Raw genomic sequence first — 20,805 nt, forward strand, 5'->3', positions numbered from 1 at the left:
AACAGGCGCCCAATATACGCGGTCATGCAGCGGGCTTCAGCCCGCCGGGAGGTGTTGTGCGACCGCCGTCGCGTCAGGCGACGGCGAGTGGCCGGCCGATGCTGACCGTGTGCGACTGGCCCTTGGCATCGTAGGCCGAGGCGTCTTCGGTGCGGCCGAGCTGGCGCAGCGCCCAGTTCACCTCGCGGCGGCGGCGCGACAGCAGTACGCCGTTGGCGCGGTTGCGCTCGGCCAGTTCCTGCAGCTGTTCGCCCTCGCCCACCGGTGGCGCGCCTTCCAGCGCACGCAGCGCTTCCAGCTTGGCGCCTGTGGCCCGGATCAGGGCGTGCACGTCGTGCTCGACCAGGGCCTGGCGCTCAACGTCCAGGGCCTGGGCGAGACGCTGCAGCGGCTCGCTCATCGCCGCAGTCATCCGTGCAGCTGCTGGTCCAGATCGAGCATGCGCGATGCGATCGCGTCCGGATTGATCTTGTAGGTGCCGTTCTGCAGCGACTCGCGCACGGCCGCCACGCGCTGGGCGTCGATCGCCGGGGCGGTGGTCAGCTCACGCTCGATGGCCTGCAGATTGGTGGCCTCGCCGGTCAGGCGCAGGCTGTCGGCCGCCTCGACCGGGCGCGCCGCCGCATCGGTGCTGACACCGGGCTTGTTGGCCGGGGTCGTCACGCTGCGCAGTGCCTGGGGGACCTGCAGGTTGCCGTCGATTTTCTGGCTCATGGGGTGTCCTGGAGTTGCCGTTCACAAGGGATAACGGCCGCAGGGCCGTGATCTTTAGGGATATTTTGCGGTAATTCAACGCGCCACGATTACGTCACCTGCAGCGTCGACCGTGCCCTGCACGATCCGCCGCGAGGACAGGTTCTCGACCGAAACCCGTTCGTTCTCACCGGCATCACCCATCGCACGGCCGGCAATGCGGACCTCGACCGAGCCGCGACGCGACACCAGGGCCACATTGTCTCCTCGCTTGATGAGACGCTGAACCACCAGATCGTTGTTCGACAGCAGGGCTCCGGCCTGCAACGGACGGCGGGCGATGCGGCCGATCGCTGCATTGGGATCGGACAGCACCGCGCCGGCAATCCGGGCAGCGTCACGCTGGGCAGTGGTGATATCGGCGGCAGTGAGGGTTTCTCCAGTGCCGATTCCGCGGTTGAGCACCAGCACGGTCTGGTTGCGCCGCACCTTCACCGGCACGAACAGGCGCCAACCGCCCGCATCGGGGCAGCTGACCTCCACCGTGGTGGTGGCGGTGGGTTGCACCTGCAGCGCGCCGCCACATTTCGGCAGGCGCAGCGCATCGGCCACCTGCGCCTCGCCTTCACTGCCAGCCGGCAGTGTCGACAGCGCTGCTGTGCGGATGCTGGCGACCGGCTGCCAGTCCGCAGCGGTCGCCCACGGCGCGGCCACGGCGAGCACGATGGCGAGTAGGGATGTGACCCGGCGCATGGCGCCTCCTTCAATCGGCAAGACCTGGCCCTGGTGCGTGCAAGGGGTGTGCCAGATCGACGGGGTCGCCGTTTGTTGAGTCGAGCCATGCTCGACTGCTCTTGTCCGAACAGCCAGTCGAGCATGGCTCGACTCTACAAGAGCCTCGGTCAAGCATGGCTCGACGCTACAAAAGCGCTCAAGTTCCGCACCCACCACGCCGATACAGCAGCCATGTCCCATGACCTGCTCAACCGGATCGACCAGCGGACCCGACTGGCCGGCCACAATCGCCTGGCGCTGCTGCTGTTCCGTCTCGGCGGACGTCAGCTTTTTGGCGTCAATGTCTTCAAGGTGCAGGAAGTCCTGCGGCGCCCGGAGCTGTTCCAGGTGCCCGGCCTGCCCAGCCAGTTTTCCGGCGTGGCCGACGTGCGTGGCCGCTCGGTACCGGTGCTGGACCTCGGCCTGGCGATCGGTCACCCCGAGCGCGAGCCCGATGCGGATACCTCGCCGGGCTACCTGGTCGTCACCGAATTCAACCGCTCGATCCAGGGCTTCCTGGTCAGCGGCGTCGAACGCATCGTCAACATCGCGGTGGAAGACATCCACCCGCCGCCGGAACTGGGCGCCGAGTCGAGCTACCTGACCGCGGTGACCCGCTTCCAGGGTGAGCTGATCCAGGTGATCGACGTTGAGAGCGTGCTGGCCGATATCGCCCAGGTGCGCGGTGAAGCGGTACTCGACCCGGCGATGGCCATGCCCGCCGACGGCCCACAGCTGCAGGTGCTGGTGGTGGACGACTCGCGCGTGGCCCGCCAGCAGATCCGCAGCGTGCTGGACCAGCTGGGCGTGGGTGCCACCCTGCTTTCCGACGGCAAGCAGGCCCTGGACCACCTGCTGCAGGTCCACGCCTCGGGCGAGAACCCGGCCGAGCGCTATGCCATGGTCATCTCGGACATCGAGATGCCGGCCATGGATGGCTACACGCTGACGACGGAAATCCGGCGCCACCCGGGCCTGGCCGGCCTGTACGTGCTGCTGCACACCTCGCTGTCGGGCGTCTTCAACAACGCCATGGTCGAGCGCGTGGGTGCCAATGCCTTCGTCGCCAAGTACTCGCCGCACGAGCTGGCCGATTTCGTGCTGGACCGCCTGCGCAAGGTGGCGCTGGCGGCCTGACGGCCTCCTGATCCGGTAGTGCCGGCCGCTGGCCGGCAACCGCAGGCACAACGGGGAGCCGGCCAGCGGCCGGCACTACCCCCTCGGTTTTGGCACACCCCTTGCAGCTTCCCGGGCAACGTTCCCGTGGGAGTGCACCGTGCGCAACCTGATTACCGACTACCTGGGCGTCCACGCCCAGGCCATGCCGTTGCGCGAACAGCGGATGAAGCTGATCGCCAGCAACCTCGGCAATGCCGACACTCCCGGCTACAAGGCCCAGGACCTGGACTTCGATGCCGCCCTGCGCCACGCCCAGGGGCAGGATGCCAATGGCCTGATGGCCACCACCCATGAGCAGCACTACGAGATCAGTAGTGGCCTGAACCCGTTCCAGATCGCGCGCGAAGGCGTGCAGCCCAGCCTGGACGGCAACACCGTCGACCCCGATGCCGAGCGTGCCGCCTATGGCCGCGCCGCACTGGAATACCGCGCCTCGCTCAGCTTCGTCGAGAGCAAGGTGCGTTCCATGCTGACCGCGATCACGGGGCAATAAGCCATGAGCAACCTGCCGATCTTCGATATCGCCGGCTCCGCGCTGAAGGCGCAGTCGGTGCGCATGAGCACCATCGCCTCCAACCTCTCCAACGCCGACACCGTCGCCGGTTCCGCCGACGCCGTGTACAAGCCGCTGGAACCGATCTTCCAGGCGGTCACCAGCAAGAACGATCCGAACATCACCTCGGTGAAGGTGAAGGAGATCACCCAGAGCGAGGCTGCGCCGATCAAGCGCTACGAGCCGGGCCACCCGCTGGCCGACGCCGATGGCTACATCTACCAGCCCGACGTCGATCCGGTGGCGCAGATGGTCAACCTGATCTCGACCTCGCGCAATTACCAGGCCGGCGTGGAGATGTTGACCACCGCCAAGGAACTGGCCCTGGCCACCCTGACCATGGGCCGCTGAGGCCCGCAGCACCGGATACCGCCATGACCACCGCCGTCAACAACCAGACCAGCCAGGACGTCTATTCCGCGCTGGGCCTGAACGCCCCCAACAGCAACGCCACGAAAAAGAAGAACACGCTCGACCAGGCCGACTTCCTGCGCCTGATGACCGAGCAGCTGCAGCACCAGGATCCGCTGAAGCCGATGGACAACACGCAGATGGTCGCGCAGATGGCGCAGATGTCCACCGTGCAGGGCATCACCGATCTGAACAAGACGGTGAAGGGCTTCCAGGAATCGATGGCCAGCGACCAGGTGCTGCGTGGCGCGGCGCTGGTTGGCCACCAGGTGCTGGTGCCGTCGGAAAAGCTGGTGCTGGAGAAGGAAGGCAATGTCGAAGGCACGGTGGCCGCACCGTCGGCCGGCATCATCACTGTGGACATCACCGACGCCAACGGTGCCAAGGTCACCTCGCTGAGCGTGGAAGCCAAGGCCGCTGGCGAAACCGCCTTCCAGTGGGACGGCAAGGATGCCAACGGCAAGCGCATGGAGCCGGGCAAGTACTCCGTCGTCGCCAACCATGTCGACACCGCCGGCAAGAGCACCAAGCTGTCCACCTATGTACAGGCGCCGGTGGAGAGCGTGACCGTCGGTTCCGACGGCCTGTACCTGAACCTCAAGGGCCTGGGCACGGCCCCGATCGACTACGTGCTCCGCGTCAGCTGAGCCGCACATTCCGCATCAACCAGGAGCATCCCATGGGCTTCAATGTCTCGCTGTCCGGCATCAATGCCGCCAACACCGACCTGAGCGTCACCGCCAACAACGTCGCCAACGTCAACACCACCGGCTTCAAGCAGTCGCGCGCGGAGTTCGCCGACCTGTTCGCTTCGACCAGCTACGGCCTGTCGAAGAACCAGACCGGCTCGGGCGTGCGCGTTTCCAACGTCGCCCAGCAGTTCATCCAGGGCCACAACGAGCAGACCGGGCGCAGCCTGGACATGGCCATTTCCGGTGAAGGCTTCTTCACCATGAACATGAATGGTTCGCGCGTGTACTCGCGTGCCGGCAACTTCCAGACCGACTCGGCCGGTTACGTGGTCAATCCGCAGGGCGCACGCCTGCAGGTGTTCGCACCGAATGCCGATGGCACCAACTTCGATGCCGGCCGCCTGGTCGACCTGCAGCTGCTGACCACCGACAGCCCGCCGAAGCAGACCAGCGAAGTGAAGGTTGGCTTCACCCTGCCGGCCAACGCCAAGCAGCCGACGGTGGCGACCTTCGACCCGACCGATTCGAACAGCTACAACTACTCCAGCGGTGGCATCACCGTGTACGACTCGCTGGGCGTGAGCCACATCCAGGTCTCGTACTTCGTGAAGGGCGCCAACCCCAACGAATGGACCGTGCGCAACTATGTCGATGGCCAGCCGGCCGGCGCACCGACCCCGGTCACCTTCGACAACAGCGGCAAGCTGGTCGCACCCGCCAACGGCAAGGTCAGCCTCGGCACCTTCACCCCGACCACCGGTGCCGGCCAGTTGAACATGACGCTGGATATCAGCGGTTCGACCCAGTACGGCGAGAAGTTCGCGCTGCGCAACACCCAGCAGGACGGCTATGCCGCCGGCAAGCTCAATGAAGTGACCGTGTCCGAATCCGGCGTGGTCTACGCCCGCTATTCCAACGGCGACGACAAGCCGCTGGGCCAGGTCGCACTGACCACGTTCAACAACACGCAGGGCCTGGAATCGAAGGGCAACAACCTGTGGGTGGAGACCTTCGAATCGGGCACGCCGCGCACCGGCATGCCGGACACCTCCAACCTCGGCAAGATCCAGGCCGGCTCGCTGGAAGCGTCCACCGTCGATCTCACCGAGCAGCTGGTCAACATGATCACCGCGCAGCGCAACTTCCAGGCCAACGCGCAGATGATCACCACGCAGGACCAGATCACCCAGACCGTCATCAACATCCGTTGATGAGCTGCTGACCCTGTCACGGAACTCCCCGCATGGATAAAGCCCTTTACGTGGCGATGACCGGTGCCCGCGCCTCCCTGCAGGCGCAGGGAACGCTCAGCCACAACCTCGCCAACTCGGACACCCCTGGCTTCAAGGAAGCGCTGGCCAACACCGAAGCCTTCCCGATCAAGGGCCCGGGCTTTGCCTCGCGGGTGGATGCGCTGCACGTCGACGCCGGCTTCAACCGCCGGCCCGGCGCGCAGCACATCACCGGCAAGCCGCTGGATCTGGCGCTGCAGAGCGGCACCTGGCTGGCGGTGCAGTCCAGCGATGGCAGCGAAGCCTACACGCGCGGCGCGGCCTTGTCGGTGACCCCGAACGGTCAACTGGTGACTTCCGGCGGCCGCACGGTACTGGATGACAACAACAACCCGATCGCCATCCCGCCCTACCAGGCGATGGAGATCGGCGGCGACGGCACGATCTCGATCATCCCGCAGGGTGAAGGCCCGCAGACGATGGCGCAGATCGGCCGGATCAAGGTGGTGCAGGCGCCGGACGAGCGCCTCGAGCGCGGCCTGGATGGCCTGTTCCGCAACACCGACCCGCGCCAGCCGTTCGCCCCGGCGCAGGGCACCGCCGTGCACAGCGGCCAGCTGGAAGGCAGCAACGTCGATGCCGCCGGTGCACTGGTGCAGATGATCCAGCTGCAGCGCCAGTACGAAATGCAGGTGCAGGTGATCAAGCACGGCGACGACAACGCGCGCAGTGCCAACAGCCTGCTGCGCCTGGGCAGCTGACGGAATTCCGGCGCCGCCCTTGCATGGCGCTGGCACACCGCTTGCACACCCGATACCAAGGGCCGCATCGCGCGGCCGGCTTCACCCAGACAGGACACCGAAGATGAACCAGGCATTGTGGATCGCGAAAACCGGACTGGATGCGCAGCAGATGCGCATGTCGGTGGTTTCCAACAACCTCGCCAACACCAACACCACCGGCTTCAAGCAGGACCGTGCCAGCTTCGAGGACCTGCTGTACCAGCAGGTACGCCAGCCTGGCGGCTCTTCGTCGGCGCAGACCCAGCTGCCGACCGGCCTGCAGCTGGGTACCGGTGTGCGCGTGGTCGCCACCGCCAAGAATTTCGAACAGGGTGGCCAGCAGCAGACCGGCCGCGCGCTGGACGTGATGGTCAACGGCCGCGGCTTCTTCGAAGTGCAGATGCCGGATGGCAGCTCGGCCTATACCCGTGATGGCTCGTTCAAGATCAACCAGGACAGCGAGCTGGTCACCAATAGCGGCTACCCGGTGCAGCCGGGCATCCAGATTCCCGAGGGTGCGCAGTCGGTGACCATCGGCAGCGACGGCACCATCAGCGTAAAGATGGCCGACAACGCCGCCTCGGTGGAAGTGGGCGCGTTGACCCTGACCGACTTCGTCAATCCGGCCGGCCTGCAGGCACGCGGCGAGAACCTGTTCCTGGAAACCACGGCATCGGGCCCGGCGCAGAACGGCAACCCCGGCCTGAACGGTCTCGGCACCGTGGTGCAGGGCGCGCTGGAAGGCAGCAACGTCAATGTGGTCGAAGAGCTGGTGTCGATGATCGAAACCCAGCGCGCCTACGAAATGAATGCCAAGGCGATCTCCACCACCGACTCCATGCTCGGCTACCTCAACAACAAGATCTGACCGGCCCAACCGGAAACCCGCCATGTCGCCCCTTTCCAGATTCCTCCGCACTGCCCTCGCCTGCACCGTGGTCGCCCTGCTCGGTGGCTGCGTGATCGCCGGCGACGTGCGCCCCTACGCGGCGATGGCGCCGATCCAGCCGATCATGCCGCCGCAGGCCGCGCCGACCGCCGGTGCGATCTACGCCGCCGGCCCGACCCTGCAGCTGTACTCGGACCGCCGCGCACGCGATGTCGGCGACCTGCTGACCATCACCCTGCTGGAAAACACCACCGCGCAGACCAGTGCCAACACCGCCACCAACAAGGAATCCAACCTGAGCCTGGGCACCCCGTCCATTCTCGGCGCGCCGGTCACCTTGGGCGGCAAGGACATCCTCAGTGCCACGGCAGCGGGCAAGCGTGACTTCACTGGCAAGGGCAACAGCGCGCAGAGCAACCGCCTGCAGGGCAGCGTCACGGTCACGGTGATCCAGCGCCTGCCCAACGGCAACCTGGTGGTACAGGGGCAGAAGAACCTGCGGCTGAACCAGGGCGATGAACTGGTGCAGGTGCAGGGCATCGTGCGCCCCGGTGACATCAGCCAGGACAACACCATTCCTTCCAGCCGCGTGGCCGAAGCCCGCATCGTCTACGGCGGCCGCGGCCCGGTCGCGCAGTCCAACGCGATGGGCTGGCTGAGCCGCTTCTTCAACTCCGGCCTGACGCCGTTCTGAGTATGGCCATGAAAATCCTCCTTTCTTCTTCCTGGCAGCGCCGCGTGGCGTCGTTCCTCGCGCTGATGCTGCTGGCCGTGGCAGCACCGGCCAGCGCCGAGCGCATCAAGGACCTGGCCCAGGTCGGCGGCGTGCGTCGCAATGCCCTGGTGGGCTACGGCCTGGTGGTCGGCCTGGACGGCAGCGGCGACCGCACCAGCCAGGCACCCTTCACCGTGCAGAGCCTGAAGAACCTGCTCGGCGAGCTGGGCGTGAACGTGCCAGCGAACGTCAATCCGCAGCTGAAGAACGTGGCGGCCGTCGCGATCCATGCCGAACTGCCGCCGTTTGCCAAGCCGGGCCAGCCGATCGACATCACCGTGTCCTCGATCGGCAACGCGGTGTCGCTGCGTGGCGGTTCGCTGCTGATGGCCCCGCTGCGCGGCGCCGACGGCCAGATCTATGCCATCGCGCAGGGCAACCTGATCGTCGGTGGCTTTGGTGCGCAGGGCAAGGATGGCTCGCGCGTCTCGGTGAACGTGCCCAGCGTCGGCCGCATTCCCAATGGCGCCACGGTTGAACGTGCCCTGCCCGATCCGCTCGCCAATGGCGGCGACATCACCCTGAACCTGCACAACAACGATTTCACCACGGTTTCGCGCATGGTCGCCGCGCTCAACAACGCGTTCGGCGAAGGCGCTGCGCGTGCGGTTGACGGCGTGACCGTGGCGGTGACTGCGCCGACCGATCCGGGCGCACGCATCGGCCTGCTGGCGCGCATCGAGAACCTGGAGCTGACCCCGGGCAGCGCCCCGGCCAAGGTGGTGGTCAATTCGCGTACCGGCACCGTGGTCATCGGCCAGCAGGTGCGGGTCGGCCCGGCGGCGATCGCGCACGGCTCACTGACAGTGACGATCCAGGAAAACACCAATGTCAGCCAGCCCAATGCCCTGTCCGGCGGCCGCACCGTGGCCAGCCCGCAGTCGACCATCACCGCCACCAACGACGGCAGCCGCATGTTCAAGTTCAGCGGCGGCACCACCCTGGACGAGATCGTGCACGCGGTGAACGCCGTGGGCGCGGCACCGGGCGACCTGATCGCGATCCTGGAAGCCCTGAAGCAGGCCGGCGCATTGAGTGCCGAGCTCGAGGTGATCTGACATGCGCATCAACCCCGCATTCGACCTGCACCCGGCGCAACAGAACGACCCGGCCAAGATCGACAAGGTCGCGCGCCAGCTGGAAGGCCAGTTCGCACAGATGCTGGTCAAGAGCATGCGCGATGCCAGCTTCGGCGACTCGCTGTTTCCCGGCGAGAACAAGATGTTCCGCGACATGTACGACCAGAAGATTGCCGAGGCGATGACCCGCGGCAAGGGGCTGGGCCTGTCCGGCATGATCACCCGCCAGCTGTCCGGCCAGGCCGCGGAAGGCCCGGCGCTGGATACCCGCGTGGACCCGGCCAAGGCCAGCCGCGCCTACCAGCTCAACGCACCGGACAAGCCGGCGCCATCGCTGCCGCTGGAAGATGGCAGCCAGGCCGTGCGCATGCTGCAGCAGATGGCGGCCGGCGCACAGCACGGCGCACAGGCCGCGCTGGCACCGATGGAACAGGCACTGGACCTCATCGCCGGTCGCGAAAGCAGCAGCCTGCACCGCTCGCTGGGAACCGAAGATCCGTACATCGGCAACCTGCAGGGCGAGGACTGGTCCGCCAACAACGACCAGTGGTCGGCGACGGCCAGCAATCGCGGTACGGCCACGAGCCCGGCCGATGCGATGGCTACCCGCACCGCCGTGGCCCAGCTGGGCGCGCACACGCCGGAAGGTTTCGTCGCCAGCATCTGGCAGCACGCGCAGAGCGCGGCCAGGGAACTGGGCGTGGATGCCCGTGCGCTGGTCGCCCAGGCCGCATTGGAAACCGGTTGGGGCAAGCGCCACATCCGCCAGTCCGACGGCAGCACCTCGCACAACCTGTTCGGCATCAAGGCCACCGGCTGGAGCGGCCAGCGCGTTGAAGCCGGCACCCACGAATACGTGGATGGCGTGCGCCGCAACGAAACCGCCAGCTTCCGCGCCTACAGCTCGCCGGCCGAAAGCTTCGCCGACTACGTGCGCCTGCTGAAGACCAGCCCGCGCTACCAGCAGGCCCTGCAGGCCGGCACCGATGTGCAGGGCTTCGCCCGTGGCCTGCAGCGCGCCGGCTATGCCACCGACCCGCGCTATGCCGCCAAGATCGCCGCGATCGCCGGCGGCCCGACCATCGAGCGCGCCGTGGCCGCCGTGGCCGACGCCGGCTCGCGCCTTGGCCAGACCTTCGCCAGCACCGCAACCGCGGCGCTGGGTATCACTCGTCGTTGAGGAACACCATGTCCAGCGTACTTTCCACCGGTACCGGTGCCCTGCTCGCCTTCCAGCGTGCGTTGGCGACCACCAGCCACAACGTGGCCAACCTCAATACGCCCGGCTACAGCCGGCAGAAGGTCAACTTCGCCACCGCCGATCCACAGAACTACGGCTATGGCACGGTCGGCAACGGAACCCGCATCACCGACATCCGCCGCACGGCCGACCAGCTGGCGATCTCGCGCCTGCTCGACAGCAGCGGTGAACTGGCGCGCCTGAAGCAGCTTTCGGGCATGGCCGACCGCGTCAACGCGCTGGTTTCCGACCCGGCCACCAATGTGGCCGGCGTCTGGTCGAACTTCTTCGATTCGGTCAGCGGCCTGTCGTCCAACGCGGCCGGCACCGCCGATCGCCAGAACATGCTCGACGGCGGCAAGGCGTTGGCCAACCGCTTCGTGCAGCTCAATACGCACCTGAACAACCTCAACAGCGAGGTCAACAACGGCCTGCTGGCCGGTGCCACCGAGGTCAATCGCCTGGCGCAGGAAATCGCGCAGATCAACGGCGCCATCGGCACCAACATCGCCTCTGCCGCACCCGACCTGCTCGACCGCCGCGACCAGCTGATCACCCAGCTGATCGGCTACACCGGTGGCACGGCGGTGATCCAGGACGGCGGCATCATGAATGTCTACACCGCCGGCGGCAACGCGCTGGTGGTGGGTACCACGGCGACCAAGGTCACCACCGTGGCCGACCCGTACCAGCCCGAGCGCCTGCAGCTGGCGCTGGAGACCCAGGGCAACACCATCCGCTTGGACCCGAAGGCGGTCGGCGGCCAGATCGGTGGCCTGCTGGAGTTCCGCGACACCGTGCTGACCCCTGCCCAGGCCGAACTGGGCAAACTGGCGGTGGGCCTGGCCGAAACCTTCAACCAGGCGCACCACCAGGGCGTCGACCTGTATGGCCAGATGGGCGGGGACTTCTTCAACATCGGCAACCCGCGCGTCACCGGCAACAACAGCAATACCGGCACCGCCAGCCTCAGCGCGACCTACGGCGACCTGGGCAAGCTGGACGCGCAGAACGTGGTGCTGCAGTTCGATGGCACCAACTGGAAGGCCAGCCGCGCCGACACCGGCGCCAGCGTTCCGCTGACCGGAACTGGCACCGCCGCCGATCCGCTGGTGATCAACGGCGTCAAGCTGGTCGTGGGCGGTACGCCGGCTGCAAATGACCGCTTCCTGCTGCAGCCGACCGCCGGCGTGGCCGGCAGCATGGAAGTGGCGATCACCGATCCGTCGCGCATCGCCGCCGCTGCAGCGGTGAAGGGCGCCGCCGCCACCGCCAACACCGGTACTGGCAAGCTGAGCGGCGTCACCGTCACCGATTCGACCAACGCCAACCTGCGCAATCCGTCGGCGATCGTGTTCACCTCGGCCACCACCTACACCATCGACGGTGGCCCGCCGCAGACCTACACGCCCGGCCAGACCATCAGTGCCAACGGCTGGAGCTTCGTGCTGGACGGTGCACCGAAGGTGGGCGATACCTTCAACATCACCCCGACCCCGGCCGGTTCGTCGGACAACAGCAACGCCTCCAAGCTGGCCAAGGTGGAAAGCGCGAAGGCGTTCAACGCCGGAACGGTGACACTGAACGGTGCGCTGGGTGGCCTGACCACCCAGGTCGGCGCCGCCGCCCGCTCGGCCGAGTACTCGCTCGACGCGCAGCTGGTGATCAATGACAAGGCGCAGGAAGCGCGTGATGAAGTCTCCGGCGTCAACCTGGACGAGGAAGCCGCCGACATGCTGCGCCTGCAGCAGGCCTACCAGGCCGCCTCGCAGCTGATCTCCACCGCCGACAGCATGTTCCAGACCATCCTGGGAGCCGTCCGCCGATGAGCAGCCGCATCTCCACCAGCATGATGTTCAACCAGTCCGTGTCGCTGATGATGGCCAAGCAGGCCAAGCTCAGCCACCTGGAGCAGCAGATCGCCACCGGCAGCAAGATCGTCAGCGCCAAGGACGATCCGGTTGCCGCCGGCACTGCGGTCGGCCTTGACCGCAGCCTGGCCGCACTGGACCGCATGAAGCTCAACGCCGGCAACGTGCAGAACCGCCTGGGCGTGCAGGAAAACACCCTGGCGCAGGTCAACGACCTGATGGCACGCGTCAATGATCTGACCATCCAGGCCAGCAATCCAGCGCTGAGCGCGGCCGACAAGAAAACGCTGATCACCGAAGTCAACCAGATCCGCGATGGCCTGCTGTCGCTGGCCAACGCCGACGATGGCACCGGTCGCTACGTGTTCGGTGGTACCAACGACGGCGACCCGCCGTTTGCCAAGATCAACGGCAAGGTGGTCTACCGCGGCGACCAGACCCAGCGCCAGGTTGAAGTCGGCCCCGATACCTACGTGCGCGATGCCCTGCCCGGCAGCGAGATCTTCATGCGCATTCCCACCGGCGATGGCTTCGTTGACGGCAGCGCCGCGGCCGGCAACACCGGCAACGGTGTGCTGACCAACGTCACCCGCGACGGCAGCGACAGCTGGAACGGCCAGGGCTTCAGCGTCCGCTTCACCACCGGCAACCAGTACGAGGTGGTGGACGGTGCGGGCAACGTGACCGGCACCGGCACCTACAAGGCTGGCGACGATCTGGAAGTGAACGGTGTGCGCCTGCGCATCACGGGCGCACCGGCGGCGGGCGACAGCTTCAACGTACAGGCCGCCAGCAGCCGCGACATCTTCGCCACCATGGACAACCTGGTGGCAGCGCTGGGCGCCGACACCGGCACCACCGCGCAGATGACCGCGCAGCAGAACCAGCTGCAGAGTGCCTTGCGCGACGTGGCGCGTGCTTCCGAGCGGATGATCGATTCACGCGCTGCCGGTGGTGCGCAGTTGAAGGCATTGGACAACGCGGCCGACATGCGCGAGGCCAATGGCGTGACCCTGAAGACCACGTTGTCGCAGATGCGCGACCTGGATTATGCCGATGCGCTGAGCCAGTACCAGCTGCAGAGCACCGCGCTGCAGGCGGCACAGACGATCTTCTCGCAGATGCAGTCGATGTCGCTGTTCAACAAGCTGCGCTGACACCTCTCCCGCGTCACCCCTGAAAAGCCGCGATGCCCTGCATCGCGGCTTTTTCCGTTTGCGGGTTCTGCTACCGCTGCGCACGCCGTGCATGCCCCGGCGCTGGCGCCATCTGGCCGTCTCCGGCCGAATTTCCGTGATTGCCCATCAAGCCCGGCCGCACCCCGCCGATACCTTCATCAGCGCTGGTCAGGCCCCGCCCGACCGCCCCTTCCGGGGCCGCTTCCACCCTGGCAACCGGGCGGAAAACCCCGGAAAAACAGCTTCCAGCAACGAATTCTGGCTCCAGCGGAATTCACGGCTAAAGGTTGTTGACAAAGCGCCGTTATTCATTTGGCAACAGCGAAGCACACAGCCACACAAAAAAACAGGCGGCGCTTCGTTTCATTCACCAACGGGTTCCATATAAGAGGAGACGACCCCATGGCACAGGTAATCAACACCAATACGATGTCGCTCAACGCTCAGCGCAACCTGAGCACCAGCGGCAGCTCGCTCGCTACCACCATCCAGCGCCTCTCGTCCGGCCTGCGCATCAACAGCGCGAAGGACGACGCGGCCGGCCTGGCCATCAGCGAGCGCTTCACCACCCAGATCCGTGGTCTGGACGTGGCCATCCGCAACGCCAACGACGGCATCTCGCTGGCCCAGGTCGCCGAAGGTTCGCTGAACGAAGTCGGCAACAACCTGCAGCGTATCCGCGAACTGGGTGTGCAGGCGTCCAACGCCACCAACTCGGCCAGCGACCGCAAGGCCCTGCAGGCTGAAGTGACCCAGCTGGTCAGCGAGATCGACCGCGTCGCCAAGCAGGCCGACTTCAACGGCACCAAGCTGCTGGACGGCAGCTTCACCAGCCAGCTGTTCCAGGTGGGCGCCAACGCCGGCCAGGCCATTGCCATCAACAGCGTGGTCAACGCCAAGGCGGATTCGCTGGGCGCGGCCACCTTCGCCAACGGTTACACCGGCACCAGCCTGGCAGCGGCCGACAAGGCCACCGCCGACACCACCTACTCCGGCCTGCAGGTCTCGGTGACCCCGCCGGGCGGCACCGCCACCACGGTCACCATCAGCGACTTCACGGTGAAGGCCGGCGAGTCGATCACCTCGGCCACCGCGGCGGCGATCAACAACAAGCTGGGTGAAACCGGCGTGGTTGCCTCGGTCAATGCCGGCGTCATCAGCCTGGCCTCGGTCAAGGATGGCCAGACCTTCGCCCTGGGTGTCAGCGCGGCGACCCCGCCGGCCGGCGCCACCGCCGCGACCATCGCCGGCCTGGGCCTGACCGAGACCAGCACCAACGGCGGCACCCTGACCGGTGCAGCGGCCAGCTTCGTCAAAGACCTGAACGTCACCACCGCCGAAGGCGCACAGAAGGCGATGTCGATCGTCGACAAGGCCCTGGAATCGGTCAACAGCGTCCGCGCCGACCTCGGTGCGATCCAGAACCGCTTCACCTCGGTGGTGGCCAACCTGCAGACCTCCTCGGAGAACCTGTCCGCATCGCGCAGCCGCATCCGCGATACCGACTTCGCCAAGGAAACCGCCGAACTGACCCGCACCCAGATCCTGCAGCAGGCCGGTACGGCCATGCTGGCCCAGGCCAACCAGGTACCGCAGAACGTGCTCAGCCTGTTGCAGCGCTGACATGAGCCGCCCCCGGGGCACGTCGGGGGCGTCTAACCCAACTCACGTGCAACCGCTCAAGGACCTCTCCTCATGGCACAAGTCATCAACACCAATACGATGTCGTTGAATGCTCAGCGTAACCTGAGCACCAGCGGCAGCTCGCTGGCTACCACCATCCAGCGCCTGTCCTCCGGTTCGCGCATCAACAGCGCCAAGGACGACGCCGCCGGCCTGGCGATCTCCGAGCGTTTCGGCACGCAGATCCGCGGTACCGACGTCGCCATCCGCAATGCCAACGACGGTATCTCGCTGGCCCAGGTCGCCGAAGGTTCGCTGACCGAAATCGGCAACAACCTGCAGCGCGTCCGCGAGCTGTCGGTGCAGGCCTCCAACGCCACCAACTCGGCCAGCGACCGCAAGGCGCTGCAGGCCGAAGTGACCCAGCTGGTCTCGGAAATCGACCGCGTCGCCAAGCAGTCGGACTTCAACGGCACCAAGCTGCTGGACGGTTCGTTCTCCAGCCAGCTGTTCCAGGTCGGTGCCAACGCCGGCCAGGCCATCGCCATCGACAAGACCATCGATGCCAAGGCCAATGCCCTGGGCGGCGCCAAGTTCGACACCAACTCGCTGGCCCTGGCCGACCCGGGCACCAACGCTGACTTCAGCACCAGCGGCCTGCAGATCAATGGCGTTGCCATTGCCGATGTCTCGGTCAAGCAGGGCGCCGACGCCGCTGCCACCGGCAAGGCCTCGCGTGAAGCACTGGTGACCGCGATCAACGCCAAGATCGGCGAGACCGGCGTGTTCGCGGAAGTGAACGGCACCACCGGCGTGACCCTGACCTCGGTCAAGGACAGCGTCAACGCCGATGGCTCGTTCAAGGCCATCACCGCGACCCCGGGCACCTGGACCGGCGCCACCGCGCCGACCTTCACCGCCTCGACTGCCGCGCCGGCCGCCAAGTACGCCAGCGACCTGGACGTCAGCACCGTGAAGGGCGCCCAGCAGGCGATGGAAATCGTCGACAAGGCCCTGGGTGCGATCAACAGCACCCGCGCCGACCTCGGTGCGATCCAGAACCGCTTCACCTCGGTCGTGGCCAACCTGCAGACCTCGTCGGAAAACCTGTCGGCTTCGCGCAGCCGCATCAAGGACACCGACTTCGCCAAGGAAACCGCCGAACTGACCCGCACCCAGATCCTGCAGCAGGCCGGTACGGCCATGCTGGCCCAGGCCAACCAGGTGCCGCAGGGCGTGCTCAGCCTGCTGCGCTGATCCGCTCGCTGATCGACCTCCGGGCGCCGCATGACGCGGCGCCCGGATCCTGAAACACGTTCCACCTTCGCCAAAGGAAAAGCACCATGGCACAAGTCATCAACACCAATACGATGTCCCTGAATGCTCAGCGCAACCTGAGCACCAGCGGCAGCTCGCTGGCTACCACCATCCAGCGCCTGTCCTCCGGTTCGCGCATCAACAGCGCCAAGGACGACGCCGCCGGCCTGGCGATCTCCGAGCGTTTCGGCACGCAGATCCGCGGTACCGACGTCGCCATCCGCAATGCCAACGACGGTATCTCGCTGGCCCAGGTCGCCGAAGGTTCGCTGACCGAAATCGGCAACAACCTGCAGCGCGTCCGCGAGCTGTCGGTGCAGGCCTCCAACGCCACCAACTCGGCCAGCGACCGCAAGGCACTGCAGGCCGAAGTGACCCAGCTGGTCTCGGAAATCGACCGCGTCGCCAAGCAGTCGGACTTCAACGGCACCAAGCTGCTGGACGGCACCTTCTCCAGCCAGCTGTTCCAGGTCGGTGCCAACGCCGGCCAGGCCATCGCCATCGACAAGACCATCGATGCCAAGGCCGGCTCGCTGGGCACCTCGACCTTCGCCACTGGCGCAACTGCCGCCCTGGCTGCCAGCACCGACGGCGCCCGCTTCTCCGGCACCGTGATGGGCGTGGATATCGGCACGGTTGAAGTGAAGGCCGGCGCCACCACGGCCGATGCCTCCAAGGCCGTCGCCACCGCCATCAACGCCAAGATCGGCGAGGCCGGCATCTACGCCGAAGCCAATTCCGACGGCACCCTGAAGCTGAGCTCGGTGAAGGAAGGCAAGGCTGTCGCCGCTGCCGATATCGCCCTGATGCGCAGCGACTACGACGCGACCGCCAAGACCTGGGGCACCGCGGCGGCTGCGGGCGCCTACACCGCCGGCACCGATACCTCGGCCAACGTGCAGAAGCTGGACGTGAGCACCGTGCTCGGCGCCCAGCAGGCGCTGGAAGTGGTCGACAAGGCCCTGGGTGCGATCAACAGCACCCGCGCGGACCTCGGTGCGATCCAGAACCGCTTCACCTCGGTGGTGGCCAACCTGCAGACCTCGTCGGAAAACCTGTCGGCGTCGCGCAGCCGCATCAAGGACACCGACTTCGCCAAGGAAACCGCCGAACTGACCCGCACCCAGATCCTGCAGCAGGCCGGTACGGCCATGCTGGCCCAGGCCAACCAGGTGCCGCAGGGCGTGCTCAGCCTGCTGCGCTGATCCACGGCAAGAAGGCGCCGCTACCGTCGGGTCGAACCGACGGTAGCGGCAACCGGAAAGCCACGATGCACGAAGGCGCGGGCCATGCCCGGCCCGGGATCACTCCCGAACCGGCTTGGCATCGCCCGCTCCTGCGGACCTCTCTTTCAGCGCTGTACCTTTGACTGTACGTACCGGGCGGCTTCGTCTCCCCCCGATTGTCAGTAGCCTGATCCCTCCCCTGCATTGGGGGAGGGCTTTTTGCAGACTCCCGGCAGCCCGCGGTGAACCTACCCGCACCCTGCCCCAACCCTCCTGCAACCCGCGTGCCAGAAACCGCGCCAGGCCATTGGCACGGCACATGCATCAACGAAGTCCTCAAGACCCAGCGGCGCAGGCCGCTATTTTCGTTGACGACGGGCCACCGCACGGCGGCCAGGCCCGGATACCAGGAGAAACGACGTGGCAGACTTTGGATACGGTGGCATCGGCTCGGGACTGGATATTTCCAGCATCGTCAACCAGCTGGTCGCAGCTGACCGCAAGCCCGCCGACAATGCGCTGAACCTGCAGCAGTCCAAGGCCAAGATGCAGCTGTCGTCGATCGGCACCGTCACTGCGGCGTTCGACAAGCTCAAGACGGCATTGACCGCACTGAAGGCCACCACCGCCTTCGATACCCGTACCGTGACCGCCACCGGCAAGGCCGGCCCGACCAACGCCGACGACGTGCTGACCGCATCGGTGGCGCTGTACGACGTCGGCACGACCAAGGCAGCGGCCTCCAACGGCACCCACCTGGTGGAGGTGAAATCCCTCGCCACGGCGCACAAGCTGATTGCCGACACCTCGTTCCCCAAGACCGACACCTTCGGCGCCGGAACGTTGACGCTGACCGTTGGCGTTGGTGACAAGGCCAAGACCATGAACGTGGCGGTGGAGGACGGCGATACGCTGACCACCATCCGCAACAAGATCGACGCCGCCGGCCGCAAGGACGGCGTGCAGGCCACGCTGATCAGCTCCGGCGACAACCAGTACCTGTCGATCGCCCAGGAAAAGACCGGCGCCGCCAATGCGATCAAGCTGGAGTACAGCGGCAGCGACCCGAAGCTGGGTGCACTGGTCGGCAGTCTCAAGCAGAACACCCCGGCGGCCGATGCCGAGCTGACCATCGACGGCGTGACGGTTGTCAGTGCGAGCAACACCGTGGCGGACGCGGTGCCGGGCCTGACCCTGAACCTCAAGATTCCCGGCAAGAGCACGGTGGTGATCAGCACCGACACCGCCGCCGCGACCAAGGTCATGCAGGAGTTCGTGACCGCCTACAACGCGGCGATCGCAGCGATCAATACCGAAACCAAGTACGACGCCAAGACCAAGGAAGCCGCCACGCTGACCGGCGACGCGCAGATGCGTGGTGCCTCCAGCCAGTTGCGCTCGGTGATGTCGGGGGTGTTGAAGGCGCTTTCCGCCGATGGCCTGGACCCGAAGGTGCTGGGCCTGCAGACGCGCGGCTATCCCAACGCCGACGGCACCCTGGTGCTGGACACCACCAAGTTTGCCGCAGCACTGGCCAGCCAGCCCGAAAAGATCCGCTCGGCCATCACCGGCGATACCGGCGGTGCAGGCACGCTGTACACGATGGTCGACGGCTACGTCAGCACCACGGTCGGCAAGGAGGGCGCGTTCGTCGCCCGCACCAAGGGCCTGAACACCACGCTGGACAACATCGACAAGCGCCGCAAGGATCTCGACACGCGCATGAAGAGCGTGGAAGAGCGTTACAAGAAACAGTTCCTGGCGCTGGACAGCCTGATGGGCAAGTTGCAGCAGAGCAATACCGCGCTGCAGCAGCAGCTGGCACAGCTGAACCGCTGACGATGCGTGCGCGGCACTCAAGTTTGCCGTGCAACGCACCGATAACGGACGCAACAGCAATCATCGCCGCGCCGTCGGCACCGATCCCCACGATCACCCGACGGCACCCCGCGCAAGGAGAATCACGAATGTACGGTTCCAGCCGTCAATATGCCGAGCAGTACCGCCAGGTGGGAGTGACCAGTGCGGTCGCCGATGCCGATCCGCACAAGCTGGTGGCGATGCTGCTGGCCGGTGCGCTGGAGCGCGTGCGGCGCGCCCTGGCCAGCCTCGAGCGTGGCGACCAGGCCGGCAAGGGCAAGGCGATCGGCGAAGTCTGCGCGATCGTCGGCCACCTCAACGGCTCGCTGGACCATGAGGCTGGCGGCGAGATCGCCGGAAACCTGTCGGCGCTCTATGACTACGTGCTGCAGCGCCTGACCGAGGCCAACCTGCACAACGACCGTGCCGCGCTGGATGAATCGCTGCAGCTGCTGGGCGAGATCGACAGCGCCTGGAATGCGATCCCGCACGAACAGCGCCGCCCGGCCGCGGTGGCGCCATGAGCCTGCACGAACTGCATGCGCAGCTGGATGCCTTCGAGAAGGCCTTGGGCGAAGAATCCCTCGACCAGGCCGACAGCCTGCTCGACGGCCACGACAGCACCCTGCACGCCCTGCTCAGCCAGCCGCTGACCGCCGCCGACCACGCTCCGCTGACGGCCCTGTTTGAGCGCCAGCAGAATCTGCTCGGCCTGCTGCGCCAGCGCCGTGATGCCGTGGCCGCACTGATGAACGACGGCCAGCGCTCCCTTCGCGCGGCGCATGCCTACCTGCAGGCAGAATCGCTGGCATGACCTCGCTGCCGACCACCTCGCTGCACCACCCGGCCGAAAGCGAGCTGTTCGACGAGACGCTCAGCTGCGAACTGGCCCTGCCCGTCGAATTCCAGGCGGGCAGCGCGGCCGGCCGCACCAGCAGCGCCGAAGGCCTGCTGCGCAGCCTGGCGCTGGTCGAGGACAGCCGCGTCGACGAGCATGACGAACGCAACGAAGCCAGCCTGCAGCTGCAGCGCCTGGAAGCCAAGCTGGACCTGGCGATGGTGCTGCTCGGCCGGCTGGTGCGCCAGCAGGGCCAGGAGCTGACCCTGCGCCCGGTGCGCTGGTCGCGCCGTGGCATCCGCCTTCAGCTGGGCCCGCGCAGTGGTGCCACCCCCGGCCAGGCCGGCGTGGTGCGCCTGCAGCCCAGCGACTGGCTGCCCGACCACATCGACCTGCCGGTAGAAGTCATCGCCGAGGCGGCCGACGGCAGTGGCGGCCACTTCCTGTGGCTGCGCTTCCAGCGCCTGGGCGACGGCCTGGAGATGGCGATGGAGCGGCACCTGTTCCGCCTGCACCGCCGCCAGGTGGCCGAGGCGCGTCGCGCACGTTGAAACCCGCCACCCTGGCACTGCACGGCCGACCCTTGGCGCGCC

22 protein-coding genes are annotated in these 20,805 nt (G+C 66.7%); 19 read left to right on the forward strand and 3 right to left on the reverse strand.

The genetic code is table 11. From position 1 onward, the window contains the following. Positions 1–73 precede the first annotated feature (73 nt). From BKE09_RS00335 to flgA, 3 genes are all read right to left on the reverse strand, one after another. Positions 74–412: a FlgN family protein gene (locus BKE09_RS00335; RefSeq protein WP_014037132.1), complete on the reverse strand. Its 339-nt coding sequence runs from the start codon at positions 410–412 to the stop codon at positions 74–76. Then, positions 409–714 carry a flagellar biosynthesis anti-sigma factor FlgM gene (flgM, locus tag BKE09_RS00340; protein WP_005409579.1) on the reverse strand — a complete coding sequence of 102 codons (306 nt, stop codon included), beginning with the start codon at positions 712–714 and terminating at the stop codon, positions 409–411. The genes BKE09_RS00335 and flgM overlap by 4 nt, the downstream gene beginning before the upstream one ends. A gap of 75 nt (positions 715–789) precedes the next feature. Further along, positions 790–1,446 carry a flagellar basal body P-ring formation chaperone FlgA gene (gene flgA, locus BKE09_RS00345; RefSeq protein ID WP_075674521.1) on the reverse strand — a complete coding sequence of 219 codons (657 nt, stop codon included), beginning with the start codon at positions 1,444–1,446 and terminating at the stop codon, positions 790–792. A gap of 213 nt (positions 1,447–1,659) precedes the next feature. On the opposite strand from flgA, the gene BKE09_RS00350 reads away from it, so the two are divergent. From BKE09_RS00350 to BKE09_RS00440, 19 genes are all read left to right on the forward strand, one after another. Further along, positions 1,660–2,604, forward strand: coding sequence for a chemotaxis protein (locus BKE09_RS00350; RefSeq protein WP_014037130.1), 945 nt, complete (start codon positions 1,660–1,662; stop codon positions 2,602–2,604). 139 nt (positions 2,605–2,743) lie between these two features. Then, the gene (gene flgB, locus BKE09_RS00355; protein WP_005409576.1) at positions 2,744–3,139 is read left to right on the forward strand and encodes a flagellar basal body rod protein FlgB; all 396 of its coding nucleotides are present in this window, start codon (positions 2,744–2,746) and stop codon (positions 3,137–3,139) included. Between the two features lie 3 nt (positions 3,140–3,142). Further along, the gene (flgC, locus tag BKE09_RS00360; protein ID WP_075674522.1) at positions 3,143–3,550 is read left to right on the forward strand and encodes a flagellar basal body rod protein FlgC; all 408 of its coding nucleotides are present in this window, start codon (positions 3,143–3,145) and stop codon (positions 3,548–3,550) included. Positions 3,551–3,573: 23 nt separating this feature from the next. After that, positions 3,574–4,257, forward strand: a complete 684-nt coding sequence (locus BKE09_RS00365; RefSeq protein ID WP_014037129.1) for a flagellar hook capping FlgD N-terminal domain-containing protein — start codon at positions 3,574–3,576, stop codon at positions 4,255–4,257. Positions 4,258–4,289: 32 nt separating this feature from the next. Beyond that, positions 4,290–5,513 carry a flagellar hook protein FlgE gene (gene flgE, locus BKE09_RS00370; protein ID WP_075674523.1) on the forward strand — a complete coding sequence of 408 codons (1,224 nt, stop codon included), beginning with the start codon at positions 4,290–4,292 and terminating at the stop codon, positions 5,511–5,513. A 32-nt stretch (positions 5,514–5,545) separates the two neighbouring features. Beyond that, positions 5,546–6,295: a flagellar basal body rod protein FlgF gene (locus BKE09_RS00375; RefSeq protein WP_014037127.1), complete on the forward strand. Its 750-nt coding sequence runs from the start codon at positions 5,546–5,548 to the stop codon at positions 6,293–6,295. A 103-nt stretch (positions 6,296–6,398) separates the two neighbouring features. Continuing rightward, positions 6,399–7,184 carry a flagellar basal-body rod protein FlgG gene (flgG, locus tag BKE09_RS00380; protein WP_005416457.1) on the forward strand — a complete coding sequence of 262 codons (786 nt, stop codon included), beginning with the start codon at positions 6,399–6,401 and terminating at the stop codon, positions 7,182–7,184. 22 nt (positions 7,185–7,206) lie between these two features. Next, positions 7,207–7,899 (forward strand): flagellar basal body L-ring protein FlgH, encoded by a 693-nt coding sequence (gene flgH, locus BKE09_RS00385; RefSeq protein ID WP_075674524.1) that lies wholly within the window; start codon positions 7,207–7,209, stop codon positions 7,897–7,899. Between the two features lie 2 nt (positions 7,900–7,901). Next, entirely contained in the window at positions 7,902–9,038 is a 1,137-nt protein-coding gene (locus tag BKE09_RS00390; protein ID WP_075674525.1) for a flagellar basal body P-ring protein FlgI, read from the forward strand. Position 9,039: 1 nt separating this feature from the next. Then, positions 9,040–10,239, forward strand: coding sequence for a flagellar assembly peptidoglycan hydrolase FlgJ (flgJ, locus tag BKE09_RS00395; RefSeq protein ID WP_075674526.1), 1,200 nt, complete (start codon positions 9,040–9,042; stop codon positions 10,237–10,239). Between the two features lie 8 nt (positions 10,240–10,247). Next, positions 10,248–12,128, forward strand: a complete 1,881-nt coding sequence (gene flgK, locus BKE09_RS00400) for a flagellar hook-associated protein FlgK (protein ID WP_075674527.1) — start codon at positions 10,248–10,250, stop codon at positions 12,126–12,128. Beyond that, complete coding sequence (flgL, locus tag BKE09_RS00405) at positions 12,125–13,327, forward strand: flagellar hook-associated protein FlgL (protein WP_075674528.1); 1,203 nt, start codon at positions 12,125–12,127, stop codon at positions 13,325–13,327. The genes flgK and flgL overlap by 4 nt, the downstream gene beginning before the upstream one ends. Positions 13,328–13,750: 423 nt before the next feature. Beyond that, positions 13,751–14,971 (forward strand): flagellin, encoded by a 1,221-nt coding sequence (locus tag BKE09_RS00410; RefSeq protein ID WP_049442737.1) that lies wholly within the window; start codon positions 13,751–13,753, stop codon positions 14,969–14,971. Positions 14,972–15,043: 72 nt separating this feature from the next. Further along, positions 15,044–16,228 carry a flagellin gene (locus BKE09_RS00415; protein ID WP_014037120.1) on the forward strand — a complete coding sequence of 395 codons (1,185 nt, stop codon included), beginning with the start codon at positions 15,044–15,046 and terminating at the stop codon, positions 16,226–16,228. An 86-nt stretch (positions 16,229–16,314) separates the two neighbouring features. Then, positions 16,315–17,493, forward strand: coding sequence for a flagellin (locus tag BKE09_RS00420; protein ID WP_075674529.1), 1,179 nt, complete (start codon positions 16,315–16,317; stop codon positions 17,491–17,493). 441 nt (positions 17,494–17,934) lie between these two features. Beyond that, positions 17,935–19,353 (forward strand): flagellar filament capping protein FliD, encoded by a 1,419-nt coding sequence (fliD, locus tag BKE09_RS00425; RefSeq protein ID WP_075674530.1) that lies wholly within the window; start codon positions 17,935–17,937, stop codon positions 19,351–19,353. A gap of 128 nt (positions 19,354–19,481) precedes the next feature. Continuing rightward, a complete protein-coding gene (fliS, locus tag BKE09_RS00430; protein ID WP_005416447.1) occupies positions 19,482–19,898 on the forward strand; it encodes a flagellar export chaperone FliS in 417 nt (138 codons plus the stop codon). After that, the gene (locus tag BKE09_RS00435; RefSeq protein WP_010485909.1) at positions 19,895–20,188 is read left to right on the forward strand and encodes a hypothetical protein; all 294 of its coding nucleotides are present in this window, start codon (positions 19,895–19,897) and stop codon (positions 20,186–20,188) included. Before fliS ends, BKE09_RS00435 begins: the two co-directional genes overlap by 4 nt. Continuing rightward, a complete protein-coding gene (locus BKE09_RS00440) occupies positions 20,185–20,763 on the forward strand; it encodes a PilZ domain-containing protein (protein WP_075674531.1) in 579 nt (192 codons plus the stop codon). Before BKE09_RS00435 ends, BKE09_RS00440 begins: the two co-directional genes overlap by 4 nt. Positions 20,764–20,805: the final 42 nt, after the last annotated feature.

It is taken from the genome of Stenotrophomonas sp. TD3, assembly GCF_001939825.1.
Taxonomy (GTDB): Bacteria; Pseudomonadota; Gammaproteobacteria; order Xanthomonadales; family Xanthomonadaceae; genus Stenotrophomonas.

Excerpts from the sequence above, each read along its gene's own strand:
- BKE09_RS00335 (WP_014037132.1), bottom strand. The coding sequence starts at position 412 with ATGACTGCGGCGATGAGCGAGCCGCTGCAGCGTCTCGCCCAGGCCCTG.
- flgM (WP_005409579.1), bottom strand. The coding sequence starts at position 714 with ATGAGCCAGAAAATCGACGGCAACCTGCAGGTCCCCCAGGCACTGCGC.
- flgA (WP_075674521.1), bottom strand. The coding sequence starts at position 1,446 with ATGCGCCGGGTCACATCCCTACTCGCCATCGTGCTCGCCGTGGCCGCG.
- BKE09_RS00350 (WP_014037130.1), top strand. The coding sequence starts at position 1,660 with ATGTCCCATGACCTGCTCAACCGGATCGACCAGCGGACCCGACTGGCC.
- flgC (WP_075674522.1), top strand. The coding sequence starts at position 3,143 with ATGAGCAACCTGCCGATCTTCGATATCGCCGGCTCCGCGCTGAAGGCG.
- BKE09_RS00365 (WP_014037129.1), top strand. The coding sequence starts at position 3,574 with ATGACCACCGCCGTCAACAACCAGACCAGCCAGGACGTCTATTCCGCG.
- flgE (WP_075674523.1), top strand. The coding sequence starts at position 4,290 with ATGGGCTTCAATGTCTCGCTGTCCGGCATCAATGCCGCCAACACCGAC.
- BKE09_RS00375 (WP_014037127.1), top strand. The coding sequence starts at position 5,546 with ATGGATAAAGCCCTTTACGTGGCGATGACCGGTGCCCGCGCCTCCCTG.
- flgG (WP_005416457.1), top strand. The coding sequence starts at position 6,399 with ATGAACCAGGCATTGTGGATCGCGAAAACCGGACTGGATGCGCAGCAG.
- flgH (WP_075674524.1), top strand. The coding sequence starts at position 7,207 with ATGTCGCCCCTTTCCAGATTCCTCCGCACTGCCCTCGCCTGCACCGTG.
- BKE09_RS00390 (WP_075674525.1), top strand. The coding sequence starts at position 7,902 with ATGGCCATGAAAATCCTCCTTTCTTCTTCCTGGCAGCGCCGCGTGGCG.
- flgJ (WP_075674526.1), top strand. The coding sequence starts at position 9,040 with ATGCGCATCAACCCCGCATTCGACCTGCACCCGGCGCAACAGAACGAC.
- flgK (WP_075674527.1), top strand. The coding sequence starts at position 10,248 with ATGTCCAGCGTACTTTCCACCGGTACCGGTGCCCTGCTCGCCTTCCAG.
- flgL (WP_075674528.1), top strand. The coding sequence starts at position 12,125 with ATGAGCAGCCGCATCTCCACCAGCATGATGTTCAACCAGTCCGTGTCG.
- BKE09_RS00410 (WP_049442737.1), top strand. The coding sequence starts at position 13,751 with ATGGCACAGGTAATCAACACCAATACGATGTCGCTCAACGCTCAGCGC.
- BKE09_RS00415 (WP_014037120.1), top strand. The coding sequence starts at position 15,044 with ATGGCACAAGTCATCAACACCAATACGATGTCGTTGAATGCTCAGCGT.
- BKE09_RS00420 (WP_075674529.1), top strand. The coding sequence starts at position 16,315 with ATGGCACAAGTCATCAACACCAATACGATGTCCCTGAATGCTCAGCGC.
- fliS (WP_005416447.1), top strand. The coding sequence starts at position 19,482 with ATGTACGGTTCCAGCCGTCAATATGCCGAGCAGTACCGCCAGGTGGGA.
- BKE09_RS00435 (WP_010485909.1), top strand. The coding sequence starts at position 19,895 with ATGAGCCTGCACGAACTGCATGCGCAGCTGGATGCCTTCGAGAAGGCC.
- BKE09_RS00440 (WP_075674531.1), top strand. The coding sequence starts at position 20,185 with ATGACCTCGCTGCCGACCACCTCGCTGCACCACCCGGCCGAAAGCGAG.